Source organism: Mogibacterium kristiansenii (assembly GCF_029224645.1).
GTDB classification, from domain to species: Bacteria; Bacillota; Clostridia; order Peptostreptococcales; family Anaerovoracaceae; genus Mogibacterium_A; species Mogibacterium_A kristiansenii.
Window position 1 is genome coordinate 1 of sequence record NZ_JAQXUZ010000019.1, and the last position, 16,362, is coordinate 16,362.

Consider the following 16,362-nt stretch of genomic DNA (forward strand, 5'->3'; position numbering starts at 1 on the left):
ATTGCCGAGATGAAATAGCCTTGCCAGCAGCGATGCTGGCCTGGTTGAAATGCGGAAAACAAAGAACGAGGAATTCTCGCAAGAGGTTCCTCGTTTTCTTTTGTTCTTTGTTTGTAAAGGCACGGGTGGTTTACCGGTTACACATGAAGAGTCCCGGGACGCTTTCTCGTCCCGGGACTCTTCCGATGTAACTTACCCGATTCAAATTACTCTGCTTCCGGAATCGGTTCTTCTTCCCTGAATACCGGTTCTTCTCTCTTTTCTTCCTCCGTCTCCGGTTCCACCGGGTCGTCCGGCGATTCATTCGATGCGAAGACGGATTCTCCGGATACCTCTGCCTCGAAACCCGTTTCTCGCGGGACGGGTTTCGGTACTCTTTGTGATGCCGGCTTCAATGCCTGTGCCAGCATCCGTTCCAGTCGTTCCGCTTCTCCTCGGGTCAGTGTCACACCCTTTGCCATCTTCTCATGATTGGGAGCCCAATCGCGAATGTCCATCTTCGGGGGATTTCCGTTCCAGGAAATTAGATTCAGTTCTTTAGTCCAACCTTTCGGCGATGTGGACAGATTCCCGTAATGTCGCTCAATTTTGTACTCAAATGATGCCATTTCTATTCCTCCTATTCGATACTTGATACACAACCATTTGATGGTTAAATTATATCTTCTCTGTTATGGAGGCGCAAATTTCATACGACATGCTTTTAAACCGAAATCCCCCTTTTGCGGGACAGAAACGGCAAAACATAAACTTTCGAAAAATTATTTTTCCGCAAGTCGGGAAACATTGGTAAACGCCTTGTAAATGGCCCGTATAGCATTCTTGTAATCCGATTCGTTGACGCCAATCTGCATGCTGATTCGCTCCGCACCGTGATCGGCGAAGCGGAGGTTGATGTGCTCATTGGCCAGGGCTTCAAAAATCCGGAGGGATACGGAAACGGTTTTGCTGATGTTCCGTCCCACCACTGCGATGGTAGCCAGGCCGGTGGATACATCGATATCCTCTGCACCGGTCAGCTCATGAAGTTCCTGAATCACCTGCTCCTCGCAATCCCGGAAGGAAGAAGCGTTTACCACCAAGGAGACAGAATCCAGCGCAATCTGTTCTGCCGAAATCTCCAGTCCGTGGTTTCGGAAAATCTCATCGATTCTGGACTTCATCGCCGAATCCTCCGTCAGGCGCTCCCGCTCAATCAAGACGGAGCAGTAGCCGGTCTTTCCGGAAATGCCGGAGACATCCAGCACCGTCTGATAGAAATCTGCATTCTTTACAATCAGAGTGCCCGGCTTCTTCGGCTCCGATGTGGAGCGGATATTGATCGGAATGCCCCTTCTTCTGGCCGGTGCCACCGCATCCTCATGCAGCACTTCCGCACCGCACAGGGAAAGCTCCCGCAGCTCCCGGTAATTGATGACCGGTACGCTCAGCGGATTCCTTACCACCTTCGGGTCGGCCATGAGCATTCCCGGCACATCCGTCCAGTTCTCATAGAGATCCGCTTTTACCGCCTCTGCCACCAGAGAACCGGTAATGTCCGAACCGCCCCGAGAGAAGGTGTAAGTTCTGCCGTCCTCGGTTCGGCCGTAGAATCCCGGAATCACCGCATGCTCCCGATCCTTCAGCACTTCTGCAATCCGGTTCCGAGTGGCTTCCAGATTCAGGGTGCCGTCGTTATGGAAGAGAATCAGCTCTTCTCCATCTACGAAATCATATCCCAAGTACTCCGCCAGCAGCTGTGCACAGAGGTACTCGCCACGGCTCGCCAGGTACGGAAGCGGATTGCCGCCACTCTCCCGGATTTCCCGGAAATCTTCGCGAATCCGATTGATTTTTGCGGAAATATCCACTGCGAGATCCAGATCCTCGGCAATTCGGCAGTAGCGGTCTGAAATGAGCTTCACATTCTCATCGAATTTCTCCGGCTTCTTCGCAGCCTCAATCAGCAGATCCGTTACTTTTACCGTATTTTCCGCACTGCGGCCGGCCGCGGAAGCCACGATGTATTTTCGAGCCGAATCCTCCTGGACGATGGACTTCACCTGACGGAATTTCTCCGTGTCGGCAAGGGAAGTTCCGCCGAATTTCGCCACGGTGAGATCCGAATTGTTCTTCAGCACCGGTGCCAAATCCTCGTTGTCGATCATATGAATATCGTACGGTGTGGACTGATATACGAAATAGTTAATCCAGTTGGAATAGATCAGGTTCGCGCAAGAACGCCATTTGACGATTGGTGTCCGGGTATCGTCATCATCCGGGAAGTAGTGATCCGGTACATCCGGATTCAGTCCCGCATTCTTATCCCGGACGTATTCCTTCAGCAGCGTGTTCCAGTCGTATTCCGAGTGGCCGGTTACGAAGATCTGACGGTCGTTCGTGGATTTTACGCAGAACACCCCCGCTTCTTCGGAAGATGCCAGCACCTTCAGCTCCGGCACCGCTTCGATGTCTTCCCGGTACACGGTGGTATTCCGAGAATGAGGTACATAGAATTCATCGTCAAAGCCGCGGAACAGCATGCCGTGCTTCTGATCCAGATGATGCAGGTACACGCCGGACAGCTTCTTCGGCAGCATGTGCTTCTGAATACCGTAATGGTAGTACAATCCGGCCTGGGCACCCCAGCAGATGTGGAACGTGCTGTGGACGTGGGTTTTGCTCCACTCCATAATCTCGCATAGCTCTTCCCAATAATCCACTTCTTCGAATTCCATCTTTTCCACCGGTGCGCCGGTGATGATCATCCCGTCGAAGTATTCGTCCTGTATTTCGCTAAAGGTCTTATAGAACGCAATCATATGCTCCTGAGACACGTTGTGAGCCTTGTGTGTCGCCGTCTGCAGCAGCTCCAGCTCAATCTGCAGCGGAGTATTTCCCAGCAGGCGCGCCAGCTGTGTCTCCGTATCGATCTTTGTCGGCATCAGGTTCAGCAGCAGAATGTGCAGCGGACGGACGTCCTGGGTCATCGCCCGGGTATCCGTCATCACGAATACGTTTTCCTTTGTCAGCGTATCTATCGCCGGAAGATCGTTCGGTACTTTAATAGGCATAATTTAATCTCCTTTTACTCTAGTCTTTGTTCAATAATATTCCATCCGCGCTGTTTTATCAACACGAAATTTATTTACAGACGGGCGGCGATGCAGCACCAGTCTCCTTTTTCTGCAGTTTCCAGTACGGTAAAACCAAGTTCTTCCAATGCTTGCACAACCGACACCTCTTGATCCACTAAAATGCCGGAGGTAACGTATCGGCCGCCCGGAAGCATGTGCTTCGGAATATCCGGACTGAGGCGAAGCACCAGATGGGTCAGCAGATTGGCCACCACCACGTCCGCTTGGAAATCCACCCCTTCCGTCAAATCTCCCATTTGGAAGCGGGCGATGTCCATCACGCCATTCCGTTCGCCGTTTTCTTCCGATGCGGTGACCGCTTCGTCGTCGATATCGATGCCCAGCACCCGGGATGCACCCAGGCGCGCCGCGATGATGGACAGGATGCCGCTTCCGCAGCCCACATCCAGCACCTTCTCACCCGGCTTCAGGTATTTCTCCATCAGCAATGTGGTGAGGGCGGTGGTTTCATGAGTTCCCGTTCCGAAGGCCATACCCGGATCGATGGAAATCACCACTTCCTCGTCCGATGCCGGTTCGTATTCCTCCCAACTCGGACAGACCACGATGTGTTCCGTAATCTTTGTGGGCTTGAAGTAGGCCTTCCACTTGTCCTTCCATTCCTCATCTCCCCGAAGGGTCAGCCTTATCTTTCCGCTTCCCAGTGAGTCCGCATTCAAATTCTCTCCGTATACGCCGGAAGCCAAGCGGTTCCGAACCGCCGGCATCCAATCCTGAAGCTTTCGGCAAATCGCCTCCGCTTCCTCTAAGGTTTCGGTGTAAACGGTTACCGTGGCGCTGCGGTCCTTCCGTGCCAATATTTCCTCCCGGTCCACGTACTCGGTACCCCAGGCCTCATCCATCATCTGTATGTCCAGATTGGGGTCGTCCACTGCGAACTGGGTGATGCCCAGTTCCGTCAATTCGTTTTCCACCAGTTCCACACCGGGCCCGGCGGTTTCAATTTGAAGTTCGTAGTAATTCACTTAACGGTTTTCCTCCTTCTCGAAATTTCTTTCCCGAATGGCTTCCCGAAGCATTCGGATTTCCGCGCCATATCCCTGCAGATCCTTCTGCGGGGTTTCCAAAATACACGGAAGCCCCTGCAGTGCCGGATGACAGAGAATCTTTACCATTCCCTCTTTTCCGATGGCTCCCTCTCCAATCCGGGCGTGCCGGTCTTTGTGGGCCCCCAGCGGATTCATGCTGTCGTTGATGTGAAGCGCTTTCAGCTTCGACAGCCCGATGCACCGGTCGAATTCCTCCAGCACCTCGTCCAGATGGTTCACGATATCGTATCCTCCGTCGTTTACGTGACAGGTGTCCAGGCAAACACCCACATGATCGCTCAGATTCACTTTCCGAATAATTTCTGCCAATTCCTCAAAGCGGCTTCCGATCTCGCTGCCCTTTCCCGCCATGGTCTCCAGGAGTACGGTGGTCTTCTGTTCCTCCCAAAGCACTTCGTTCAGGGTATCGGAAATCATCCGAATTCCATTCTCTGCGCCCTGCCCCACATGGCTGCCGGGATGAAAGTTATAGTAATTTCCAGGGAGAAGCTCCATCTTCTCCAGATCCTCCTTCATGCACATTCGGGCAAACTCCCGAACCCGCTCGTCCTTAGAGCAGGCATTCATGGTATAAGGGGCGTGCGCCACCAGCTTTCCGAATCCGTTCTGCGCCATGATTTCCCGAAGCTTTGCCGCATCCTCCGGATCTGCCTTTTTGCTTTTACCCCCTCGAGGATTTCGTGTAAAAAAAGCAAAGGTATCCGCCTCGATCTCCAGTGCCCGCTTTCCCATTTCTTCAAAACCACCTGCCGAGGACAGATGGCATCCAATATATACGCTCATTTTTTATTCTCCTTTTTTAATACCTTATATATTAGCATTTCTGATGGAATTCTGTAAAGACACATTGCATGATGAGGAAAAAATTTGTAAAATTTAAGAAGATTGAAATCAGGAGGAATGGAATGATACATCAGAATTCACGGACGGCACGGGTGATGGGCCCGGAAGCATTGGAAACCCTGGCGCAGAAGCACGTTGCCATTTTCGGCGTGGGCGGCGTCGGCGGCTACGTAGCGGAGGCACTGGCCAGAAGCGGCGTGGGCACCATCGAGATCATCGACAATGACGATATTTCCTTGACCAATCTGAATCGCCAGATTATCGCCACCCGGAGCACCGTGGGGCAAGTCAAAGTGACCGCCATGGCAAATCGAATTCGGGATATCAATCCGGACATTCAAGTGATCGCCCACCGCACCTTCTACATGCCGGAACAGGCCGATCATTTCGATTTCAGCGCCTTCGATTACGTTGTCGATGCCATCGACACGGTGACCGCCAAGCTGGACATCATCCGCCGCTGCTGCGAACTGGGGACACCCGTTATCTCCGCCATGGGATGCGGAAACCGTTTCGACCCCACCCAGCTGGTGGTTACGGATATTTACAAAACCCAGATGGATCCGCTGGCGAAAGTCATTCGCCGGGAACTCCGAAAGGATGGCATCCGAAAACTGAAAGTGGTCTATTCCACGGAGGCCCCGATTCCGCCCTACGAGGATGAGGAGGAAACCACTCGCCGCAGCCTTCCCGGTTCCACCCCGTTCGTACCGGCAGCCGCCGGACTAATCATCGCATCGGAGGTGGTACGGGAACTCACCGGATTCGACCCTTCGGATCGTCTCCGAGGCGGACGCCAGAAGTAATGGAATCCGACCTTCGTCTGTGCTAAAATAAACTATATTGTTATTTGAAAAGAGGCGTAGTAATGAACGATAGAAAATATCTCAACAACGAGTGGAAATTCACGGAGGATGCGGAAACCGATGCCACCGTGTCGGTTCGAATTCCCCACACATGCAAAGAATTTCCCTATCACTATTTCAATGAATCCAAGTGCCAGATGCGCTGCAAATACGAGCGTCCCCTGTTCATCCTGGATGAGTGGAAAGGCAAAACCCTCCTTCTCACCTTTGAAGGTGCCGCACACAACGCCGAGGTGTTCATCAACGATGAGCCGGTATACGAACATCGCTGCGGATATACTGCTTTTACCATTGATATCACCAACCACGTGGAATACGGTAAAAGCAACCGCATCCGTGTCATTTTGGACACCCGGGAAAGCCTGAATATTCCGCCATTCGGAGAGCATTCGGACTTCCTGGCCTACGGCGGCATCTATCGGGACGTGTACCTGGATGTCAAGGAAAAGATGCACATTCAGGACGTGTATGTACGCACCCATTTTCCAAAAGGTCGGGCGCAGGCCATCAGCCGGGTGAAGGTTGCCAACCCGGAACCGGCGGTGCAGATTCGCCAGGGAATTCGCATGCACGGATCCGATAACGACTATACAGATGTGGGCTACGTATCCGCCACGAAAGGAACCATGGCTTTCTCCATGGGAAGCATCCGGCGCTGGGAACCGGATGACCCGGTTCTGTACGATCTTCGGACGGAACTGCTGGCAGAAGGGAAAGTCGTGGACACCGTGATTACCCGGGTGGGATTCCGAGAAGCGGAATTCCGCAAAGACGGCTTCTATCTGAACGGAAAGAAAATCAAGCTTCGGGGGCTCTGCCGGTCGCAGGCTTTCCCATACGTTGGTTATGCCATGCCGGATTCCATGCAGATTGAGGATGCGAATATTCTGAAGAACGAACTGGGGGTGAACGCTGTTCGGGCGGCAAATTACCCGCAGTCTCCGGCCTTCCTGAATCGCTGCGACGAGTTGGGACTACTGGTCATCTGTGAAATCCCGGGATCCCGCTACATCGGCAATATCAAATGGAAAAATCAGGAACTGCAGAACACGAAGGAGATGATTCTTCAGAACCGGAACCACCCTTCCATCATCCTGTGGAGCATTCGAGTGGGCGAATCGGAAGAAGACGATGACTTCAATCGGCGAATCTCCGGGCTGGCACGCAAGCTGGATCCGGATCGGGCGACGACCGGCGTCCACCGGAAACCGAAGGAACACATGGCAGAAGATGTGTATGCCTATAACGATTTTTCCGCAGGTCTGAATGGCGCTGCCTGCCGCCGGAAATCCGACGTCGTTTCGGACATGGAGAAGCCGTACCTGATTTCGGCCTTTGGCGGTGTTTCCTATCCGGCAAAATCCGGCGATGGTGAAGCACGCCGACTGGGTCAGGCCCTGCTGTATTCCAACGTCCTTCACGACGTGGAGCAGCACGTGGATGTTCTGGGCAGTTTTGGCTGGAACATGACGGATTACAATGCCCATCAGAATTACGGCAGCGGGGACCGCATCTGCTATCACGGCGTGATGGATATGTTCCGGAACCCGAAGCTGGCGGCCGCAGCCTATCAGATCTACCGGGACGAGGTACCGGTACTGGAGCTGTCCTCTTCCCTCTCCTTCGGAGAAAATCCGATGCATTCTCTGGGGGATGTGTACGCATACACCAACGCGGATGTTCTCCGCACGTATCGTAACGGAGAACCGATTCAAGAATATGAAGTAACCAAGGGAATGCCGGTTCGAATCGATGATTTTATCGGAAACTGTTTAGAAGCGGAATCTGATTTTACCGAGGAGCAGCGGAAGGAAATTCGAAACCAATTGAATCACAAAGCCTGCACCGGCAGCTTTATGGAAGTTCGTGAGAAGAAAGGGTTCTTTGGCGGAAAGAAGACCGAAAGCGTGGACGAAAGTACGTTGAACCGTCTCTACGAAAAGTACATTCTGGGAAATACCGGTCTGGTTCCGGAGTACCGCTTTGACGGTGTGAAGGACGGCCGAGTTGTGTCCAGCATTACCCGCGTTCCGATGAAGATGCACGACCTGGAAATCCGAGTATCGGCAACGGAGCTTCGCGAGGGCAAGACCTACGATGTGGCTTCCGTTCGCTTCCGGGCACTGGACGAGAACGGGAACATCCTGCCGTATGCCAACAATCCGCTGGCACTGAAAGCGGAAGGCAGCATCGATCTTATCGGTCCGAAATTCATCACCCTTCAGGGCGGCATGGGAGGAACCTATGTGCGCACCAACGGAAAGATGGGCATGGGAAAACTGATGATTAGCGGGCTTCAGAATCTTCACGGAAATCCGAAGGATCACCGCGGGGACGGCACGCCGTACAACAACCTGAACGGCGGCCGAGGCTACGAACTGATTTTCCATGTGAAGTAGCAAGCGAGCATTCCGCACCGGGAGCGATTATCGGTGTCCAAAAGGACACATTATCGGCTCCCGGTGTTTTTGTGTTGTTTTGCACACTAGAGATGGCATCCGGCCGGGCGGCGTGGTGCCGTGATCCGGATGGCATGGCCGGACGATTTGGTGCCACGAAGCCGGATGGGCTTCCGGCGTCACGGGCGTGGTGCCTCACCGCCCGCTAGCCCTTGTTTCTTCGTCGCCGGGCACCACGCCCCCGATTTCCTCCAACCGGACAATTCCGGGAACCCGCCCCGGGTTCCCGGAATTCCCATCTCCCCCAAAAAACGAAAATTGTCGGCAAGGTGCTGCTCCCGCAACACCTTGTCGACATTTCCCTTTCCCCTATCAATCAGTAGAGACTGTCCTCTTTGCACATTGAGGGGACAGTCTCTATCCTAATCCTTTGCTTTGCTTTGCTTTGCTTTGCTTTGCTTTGCTTTGCTTTGCTTTGCTTTGCTTTGCTCTGCTCTGCTCTGCTCTGCTCTGCTGAATTTTCCAAAAAATAAAAATGGAGCGGAAGACGAGATTCGAACTCGCGACCCTCGCCTTGGCAAGGCGATGCTCTACCCCTGAGCCACTTCCGCAACGTCTTTTATATGATATCACTTTTCATTCTTCCTGTCAACGTTTTTTAGTATTATTTTTCAAATTTTCCGACGTTCCGGAATGCTGACAGGCATCCGCCCGGTCGAAGCTATCGGCGGGCGGACGCACATGATAAATTATCGAAGCTCAGATCCGGTGGCAGATGCCCGCACTCTCTCTATTTATCGAATCTGAGCATCGCTTCGAATTTCCAGTCCGTCTTCTGTCACCTTGCACGGCAGTTCCAGGATTTGAACGCCGGCAGCCTTGGCTTCCGTCAGGGCTTCTCCGAATTCCGGATGGGTTTCCACGTTGGGCAGCACCTTCGTCACTTTAGGCATGGAAATGACGAAGGCCAGCATGGCATGGTACCCTTCGCCGGCAGCTTTTATCAGTTCGTGCAGATGTTTTACGCCGCGCAGAGTCGGAGCATCCGGAAAATAGCCGATTCCTTCTTTTTCCAGAGTGCACCCTTTCACCTCCAGAAGATAGCGTTCCGAAGTATTTTGTGCAGCTTTCATCCGTTCCATATAGAAATCCATTCGGGAGTTTCCGTAGGTGTACTCCGGGTGAATCACATCGAAGCCCTGTGCTGACAGCCACTCCTTCATCACCTGATTGGGCGCCTGACTGTCGATATTCACAAGACCCAGGGACTCCTTGTACACCGCCACCAGGTCATAGGCGGTTTTGCGGTTGGGATTATCCGAATGGTTCAGGATGACGCGGCTTCCCGGAAGGAGCAGTTCCCGGCAGCGCCCGGTGTTTTTCACATGCACCGTTTCCGGATGCCCGTTAATCTCCACATGGGCCACAAATCGATTGGGCCGGTCGATGAATTTTCCTTCCGTAATATCCGGATATCTCATTCTCTGCTTCCTTTCTTCACCGGCAATACAATCCGGTAGAACAATCCGTGTGTTCCTCGGCTGCCGGTAAATTCACTCACCGCAAGGGCGGTCTCTTTCTCATTCAAAATGGAAATCGCACCTCCGTGGGCTTCTACAATTCGCTGAGCCACGCTCAGCCCCAGACCGGTCCCCTGACCGTTGCTCCGGGACGGCTCCGCTACCACGAAGGGGTCCAGCAGCACCGACTTCATCTGCTCCGGAATGCCCGGACCGTTGTCGCCGATATGGATGATGATGTTTTTTCCGTCGGCGGATTTCATCAGACGGACGAACAGGGTGGTGCCCTTCGGCGTGTATTTGACCGAATTGCTGATGATGTTCTCCCACACCCGATTCAGCTGATGATGGTCGAAGGCGGTTCGAATGTTCTCCTCCGGAATGTCCGCTTCCATGGAATACCCTTGAATATTCAATTCCTGATATCTGCCGGCGATGTATTCCCGCAGGTACTCCGCCAGATTTCCCTCCGTCATGGTATAGGCGAAATCCGGATGCTCCAGCATGCTGAAGTCGCTCAGGCTGCTGATCAGATTTGTCATGGTATCCACTCGTTCCTCGATAATCGCCAGGTAACGGTCCCGGTCCTCCGGCGGTACCAAACCGTCCCGAATCGCGTCCACATATCCTCGAATTACCGTAATCGGCGTCTTCAGATCGTGTGAAATGCCGCTTAGCATCTGCTGCTTTTGATTCCGGAGGGCCTGCTGCTTTTCCTCCGCTTCCACCAGCTTCTCCTCCAGCTGGTTAAAAGCGTCGATAACCGTGGTCACCTCCCTCGGTCCGGAATAGTCAACAATGGGACTTCTCTCCCCTTCTCGGAATCTCGCAATGGCATGTTCCAGGTCGGCCAGCGGCCGGCGCACCTTGTTCACGATGTACAGATCCATCAGCAGAATCGTGACGATGACCGCCAGGACGAACACCAGCAGACTGATAAAGAAGATTTTGGAATATATTTTTCCCAGCTGCATTCCCACGCTTTCCGTGTGAATCAGTGCGGTTCGTGCTTTTCCGTCCAACGTGGTAAATGGAAATTTCTGAAGAATATTGCCGGACACGTCTTCTCCATCGTTACTCTCTATCAGGTATCGAATCTCATCCTTTGTCAGCTGCTTTTTTCCCAGGTTGATGTTGGAATAGATTACATTTCGCTTGGAATCCAGCAGTGCGGTTCCCGAAAGATACTGTTCGGATTCGTCATTCCAACGGTACTGAAAAATCAGGTATCCGCTTTTCTTCAGCTGATACCCGGAACCGATGCGCTGAACGCCGTAATATACATCCGGATAAATCTCGGAAATGTAACGCAGGGAATCTTTGTGGTATTTTTTGTTGGTTTTGCCGCGGCTATCATAGATGACTTTGGCATTCTCGTCCAGAATTTCCAGGTACCCGGTCTTGCCGAATGTCTTGGTCACCGGAACCCGGTCGTACTTCTCTTCTTCCAGAATATTGGTGTAATCCGCAATATCATAGGATTTCGGCATTACCACAACCCGGCGCGGAAGGAAATAGTTCACCCCGTAGAGAATTCCGGCAAGTCCCACAATCACCAGAAACAGAAGGATAAAACCCTTCATGAAAACCATATACAGGCTTCCCTCTTTACTTTTCAGTTTCTTCATCGCTGACCTTCTGTTCCTCGCAGAATTTATAACCGATGCCCCGCACCGTCTGGATGTAACGGGGCTCCCGTTTGTTCGCTTCGATCTTCTTCCGCAAATTGGAAATGTGCACCGTTATGGTATTTTCATCATTGATGTAATACTCTCCGTTCAGAAATTCGTATATCTGAATTTTGGTGTACACCCTTCCCGGATGGCTCATCAGGAGCTCCAGAATTCGGAACTCCGCCGGGGTGGTGGACACGATTTCCTCATCCACGTACAGCTTTCGAGTGTTTCTGTCCAACCGCAGGTTTTCGAACCGGATGTCATCTTCGGTCCGAAGCGGTTGGCTGCCGCCTTCTTCTCCGGCATCGGTCGAGAGGGAAGGATCCGGCTTCTTATCGAACTCGTAGCATCGCCGCAGCACCGAACGCACCCGGGCCACCACTTCCAAAGGGTTGAATGGTTTTACCAGGTAATCGTCGGCACCGATGTTCAGACCCACAATCCGGTCCGCATCTTCTCGCTTCGCCGATAAAACGATAATCGGGACAGCCGAAAACTCCCGCACCCGCCGAATGAGCTCGTATCCATCCATCCGAGGCATCATGATATCGAAGATACAAAGGTCCGCCGGCTGCTGCTCCATGAATTCCAGCGCCTCCGCCCCATTGGGAGCGTGGAGAACCTCATACCCCTCATTATTCAAATACAGCTTCAGCACCTGAACGATGTCCCCATCGTCCTCGGCAACCAGTATTCTGTAAGCCATTCTTTATGCATCCTCTTGCAGTCTTTCCACCATCTTCCACAGATTGGCCGCAGAGTTGAAATTCTCCGGCGTCATCTCCGCCGCATCGATGGAGATGTCAAAGGCATCCTCCAGCTCGCTCACCAGGGAGATAATCGCAAAAGAATCCAGCAGATGGTCGTCAATCAGGCCGGTTTCCGTTTCGTAATCAATGGTATCGTCGATTTCATTCAAAATTTCCAGTAATTCGTTCATCGTATTTCTTCTTTCTCGCGTAACGCGTCATTCGTTAAATTAATTGCTTCGCACCGGGGTGTTCAGCGGGTGGGTCTGCATTTGCTTCCGCACCTCTGCCAAACCTTCTTTCTCGCTGTAGAGCACCACGCCCGGCAGCTCGTGGGTCAAGAACAGACTCATGCCCTCGTACACCGAATAGGCACCGGTTCGGGTAAAAACAATCAGATCGCCCTCCCGAAGCGGCCGGCAGGCATAGTCGCCAATTAAGATATCGTTGGTGGTGCACAGGGATCCGCAGATGGAATAGTGCACCGTCTCGGCACATTCGGCCGCCTCCGGCTTGCCCGAAAGTACTTTTACCTCCGGCACGTACATGCCTCGAATCTGCCCGTCGTAGTGGAGCTGGTGAATTCCGCCGTCGGTGATGGCATAATTCTTTCCGGAATTGGTCTTCACGTCGCACACCTTGGTGATGTAGTAACCGGTATCGTACGCCAAAGCGCGCCCCATCTCCAGGGTCACCGCCCCTTTCCAGCTCATCTGTGTTATTATATCACGAAATTCCGAAAGCTGCTCCGGCGATGTCACATCTTCTTCCTGCCCTTCGAAATACGGCACGCCGAAACCGGTTCCGTACTCCAGCATAGGCACATGGAAACCCGCTTCCTCTTCCAGTCTTCGGAAGAATTCATCCAGCTTCTTCAGTTCCTTCCGATGCTTCGCCAGGCGGTGTTTCTGGGTGCCGGAGAAGAAATGAATTCCGTGGAATTCCACGCCCTTGTATTCCGCCCTTCTTTGGATTAAGGAAAGTACGGTCTCCTCATCCATTCCGAATTGGCTGCCGTTTGTGAGCCGCGGGAGAACGTTCAACACCAGATTCCCTTCGATTCCCATTCGGTTCAGCAATTCCAGCTGACTCGGGGACTCCGCGGTGTACAGCGCTCGGTCCCCGCAGTAATCCAGAATTTCTTCCAGATCCTCTGCTCGTTTCAGCACCCCGGAAATCAAGAGCTTTTCCGGGGGAATTCCCAGGCTTCGGCATACCCGAAACTCCCCGTCGGAGCACACCTCAATTCGCTGGGTTTCCGGAAGGGATGCCGCGGTGAGAAACGGATTGGTTTTCATGCAGTAGGTCAAACCGATTTCATCCCCCAGGTGTTTTCTAAAATATTGAAACCGCTCTAACAGGGCATCCGTATTGAAAATATACAGAGGGGTGGGATATCGCTCCGCCGCCTCCCGGATTATTCTATCTGAAAGCATCATTCTGTTTCCTCCAGTTCTGTCAACACCTTTCGGTCGATTTTTCCGTTTTTGTTCAGGTGAAATTCCTTGACGTGGTGGAATTTCCACGGAACCATGTAGGCCGGCAGCTTATCCTTCAGCTGCCGGTGCACCTCCGAAGCGGCCGCATCGCCGGTGTAATAGGCGGAAAGCCGGCTTCTTTTGGCATCGTAGGAACAGCAGCTCTGGCGCACCCCTTCCAGCGCATTCATCTGAAGCTCAATTTCCTCCAGCTCGATTCGATGCCCCATATGCTTGATCTGGAAATCCTTTCGGCCGGCAAAAACCATCTCTCCGTTTTCATCCAGCACCGCCAGGTCCCCGGTGCGGTACATCCGTCGGGTGGTTCCGTCGTCCTCCGTATACCGGACAAAATGCTTCGCCGTCTGCTCCGGATTGTGGTAGTATTCCCGCGCCAGGGATTCCCCCATCACGCAGATTTCTCCGGGCAGACCGGCCGTCTTCACCGGACGGTCCTCTTCGTCCAAGAGCACCACACTCCGTCCCGGGAACACCTTTCCCAAAGGCAGCTTTTCTTCCTTCCCGTACCGGCGCTCGATTGGGAAATAGGTGCAGTTGCAGGTGATTTCCGACGGCCCGTACAGGTTCACAAACTTCGTCTCCGGCAGATTTTCCTGCCAGATGGTGAGCTGCTTGATCGGCATCACCTCACCGGAGAACATCACCCGCTTCAGTTCCGTCGGCACCCGGTACCCGAATCCCTTCAGGCCGGAAATGATGCACAGCGCCGATACCGCCCAGGTCAGATTGGTTACGTGATTGTCGCAGATGTAATCCAGCAGCCGCGGCGGCGTGGAGAAGTATTCCCGCGGAATGAGGAGCAAAGAGGCCCCGGTCATCCAAGCGGAATAGATATCTTTTACCGATACATCAAAGTCAAAGGGCGCCTGGTTGCCGATGACATCCTCTTCCGTGAATTCGAAAATCTCCACAAAATGCCGGATAAAGTCCATCACGGACTGCTGTTCCACCAGCACGCATTTCGGCGTTCCCGTGGACCCGGAGGTAAAAATACCGTACAAGGGATCGGTGCTCCGAATTTTCCGGCGAATCTTTATCAGCTTCATCATGGCCGCTTCCGACGTATTTCCTGCTTTCGCCTTTTCAACCAAGGCATCCAGGGACAGGGTTTTTCCTTCGTACCCCGCCCGGGAGAGTTTTTCCGTCTGTTTGTCTTCCACGATGACCAGGCGAGGCTCCAGAACGTTTAAAATGGAAGAAATTCGACTTTCCGTTTGCTCCGGGTTGATGCAAACGTAGAAGCTCCCCGCATAGATGGAAGCCAGAACCGCCGCCAGTTCACTGCAGCTCTTCTCCGCCAGGATGGCAATTGGAAAACCGGTCTCCACCTCCCCATCCTCTTCCGGATACAGGATTTCTCCCACTTCCGCCGCCATGCGCTGGGCCTGTTCAAACAGTTCGCCATAGGTGAGCTCCCGAACCGGATCCTTCGCCGCCAAACGCTTTCCGTGAATCACTGCGGTATTCTCAAAGATGTCCAAAATGGTTTTACTCGCATTATCGATGTTTCTCTTCATATCTTTTTCCTTATCTTAATCTTGAACCTCTTTTTTCGTTCCGCCTTCCGCCAGCAGATTCTCCAAAGAATTCATGGTATCATCCCCGTTGATTTTCTTCATCTTTTTCTTCTCGGCAATCTCATAGTTGCCATATATTCGATTCCACTTGGCGGAAATTAGGGGGTCGTTCCGGCGATCCTCCAGGTTGCAGTTCTGAACCAAATAGTCCCGAAGGTAACCGGTGGTTTTGATGGCGCCGGAGATGTTCAAATGATCTCCCCGGTCCCTGGTATCCGTTGCCCAATCGATCTGAAGTTCTTTTACCCGGCGATTCAAGTCCACATACGGGACGTTGGTTTTCTTCGCCAGCTTTGCCAGGGCGTTGCACCGCTGAATGTTGTAGTTCTTCGGGGACGGTGCGGAATAGAGAATCAGCTGGATTCCGTGCTTCTCACAGGTCTTCCGAATTGCGTCAAAATCCCGGCGATTGGCCTTGCTGATGGTATTCTGAACCTTATCCTTGTCCTTCGAATTGACCGTCGGTACCCCCTCCGGTGGATTCATGTAATCCGCCGGTCCCGTGTACGGCCGAACCTTGCTGCTGATGCCGAACCCCTTATAGGTGGCGTGCATCTTCTGGGGAAATACCTGTTTCCAGCTGTTGTGGTAACGCAGCACCGGAAAGGCATTATACAATTTTTCCGCCAGGGCCGACTGCTTCCGGAAGGCTTGGCTCTTCCGGTTTCGGAATAAACTGTGGGTTTCCAGCAGAATGACCTTCGGCTTCTGAGATTCCAACGCAGTCTTCAGCACGTTCCGGGTATCCGCCAGATTGGCCCCCGGCTGTCCTGCCGCGTAGACCGTGTATCCGGTTTCGTTCCAAATCTTCATGGGGGAAATGCTGGTGTAGCTCTCGCTGTCTCCCATCACCAGCACATCGATGGTATTCTTCGGTTCGTTGGCAATGCGGGAATACACCGCATTTCTGCCGGCGCCCAGGTGATATTTCATGACCACCTTTGGGGTCAACACCAAACCCGGGAGGAAAATCAGGAGAAACAGAATCACCAGGAACAGACATGTTCTCATCATATGCTTTTGTTTTTTCATAGGTTCCTCCTCCTT

Annotated in this window: 13 protein-coding genes and 1 tRNA gene; 2 read left to right on the plus strand and 12 right to left on the minus strand. The window is 52.8% G+C overall.

The window, feature by feature from the left end:
• Positions 1 to 206: 206 nt before the first annotated feature.
• From PUE40_RS08225 to PUE40_RS05345, 4 genes are all read right to left on the minus strand, one after another.
• Entirely contained in the window at positions 207 to 608 is a 402-nt protein-coding gene (locus tag PUE40_RS08225; protein WP_330636955.1) for a YdbC family protein, read from the minus strand.
• Positions 609 to 761: 153 nt separating this feature from the next.
• Positions 762 to 3,053, minus strand: coding sequence for a homoserine O-acetyltransferase MetA (metA, locus tag PUE40_RS08230; RefSeq protein WP_154554178.1), 2,292 nt, complete (start codon positions 3,051 to 3,053; stop codon positions 762 to 764).
• A gap of 74 nt (positions 3,054 to 3,127) precedes the next feature.
• Positions 3,128 to 4,102: a 50S ribosomal protein L11 methyltransferase gene (prmA, locus tag PUE40_RS05340; RefSeq protein WP_277672120.1), complete on the minus strand. Its 975-nt coding sequence runs from the start codon at positions 4,100 to 4,102 to the stop codon at positions 3,128 to 3,130.
• Entirely contained in the window at positions 4,103 to 4,969 is an 867-nt protein-coding gene (locus tag PUE40_RS05345; RefSeq protein WP_277672121.1) for a deoxyribonuclease IV, read from the minus strand. It lies immediately after the preceding gene.
• A gap of 122 nt (positions 4,970 to 5,091) precedes the next feature.
• Here PUE40_RS05345 and PUE40_RS05350 point away from each other — a divergent pair, with 122 nt between their 5' ends.
• A complete protein-coding gene (locus PUE40_RS05350; RefSeq protein ID WP_277672122.1) occupies positions 5,092 to 5,835 on the plus strand; it encodes a tRNA threonylcarbamoyladenosine dehydratase in 744 nt (247 codons plus the stop codon).
• Between the two features lie 62 nt (positions 5,836 to 5,897).
• Complete coding sequence (locus tag PUE40_RS05355) at positions 5,898 to 8,294, plus strand: glycoside hydrolase family 2 protein (RefSeq protein WP_277672123.1); 2,397 nt, start codon at positions 5,898 to 5,900, stop codon at positions 8,292 to 8,294.
• Positions 8,295 to 8,830: 536 nt separating this feature from the next.
• Here PUE40_RS05355 and PUE40_RS05360 read toward each other — a convergent pair.
• The 8 genes from PUE40_RS05360 to PUE40_RS05395 form a co-directional block, all read right to left on the minus strand.
• A tRNA-Gly gene (locus PUE40_RS05360) sits at positions 8,831 to 8,905 on the minus strand.
• Between the two features lie 183 nt (positions 8,906 to 9,088).
• Positions 9,089 to 9,775, minus strand: a complete 687-nt coding sequence (gene sfsA, locus PUE40_RS05365; protein ID WP_277672124.1) for a DNA/RNA nuclease SfsA — start codon at positions 9,773 to 9,775, stop codon at positions 9,089 to 9,091.
• Positions 9,772 to 11,442, minus strand: coding sequence for a HAMP domain-containing sensor histidine kinase (locus PUE40_RS05370; RefSeq protein WP_277672125.1), 1,671 nt, complete (start codon positions 11,440 to 11,442; stop codon positions 9,772 to 9,774). Before PUE40_RS05370 ends, sfsA begins: the two co-directional genes overlap by 4 nt.
• Positions 11,423 to 12,196 (minus strand): response regulator transcription factor, encoded by a 774-nt coding sequence (locus PUE40_RS05375; protein ID WP_277672126.1) that lies wholly within the window; start codon positions 12,194 to 12,196, stop codon positions 11,423 to 11,425. Before PUE40_RS05375 ends, PUE40_RS05370 begins: the two co-directional genes overlap by 20 nt.
• Before the next feature lie 3 nt (positions 12,197 to 12,199).
• Positions 12,200 to 12,430 (minus strand): acyl carrier protein, encoded by a 231-nt coding sequence (locus PUE40_RS05380; protein WP_154554186.1) that lies wholly within the window; start codon positions 12,428 to 12,430, stop codon positions 12,200 to 12,202.
• Between the two features lie 39 nt (positions 12,431 to 12,469).
• Positions 12,470 to 13,678 carry a diaminopimelate decarboxylase family protein gene (locus PUE40_RS05385; RefSeq protein ID WP_277672127.1) on the minus strand — a complete coding sequence of 403 codons (1,209 nt, stop codon included), beginning with the start codon at positions 13,676 to 13,678 and terminating at the stop codon, positions 12,470 to 12,472.
• Positions 13,675 to 15,255, minus strand: a complete 1,581-nt coding sequence (locus tag PUE40_RS05390; RefSeq protein ID WP_277672128.1) for an amino acid adenylation domain-containing protein — start codon at positions 15,253 to 15,255, stop codon at positions 13,675 to 13,677. Before PUE40_RS05390 ends, PUE40_RS05385 begins: the two co-directional genes overlap by 4 nt.
• A 15-nt stretch (positions 15,256 to 15,270) precedes the next feature.
• On the minus strand, positions 15,271 to 16,347 hold the full coding sequence (locus PUE40_RS05395) for an SGNH/GDSL hydrolase family protein (protein ID WP_277672129.1): 1,077 nt from the start codon (positions 16,345 to 16,347) through the stop codon (positions 15,271 to 15,273).
• Between the last annotated feature and the right edge of the window lie 15 nt (positions 16,348 to 16,362).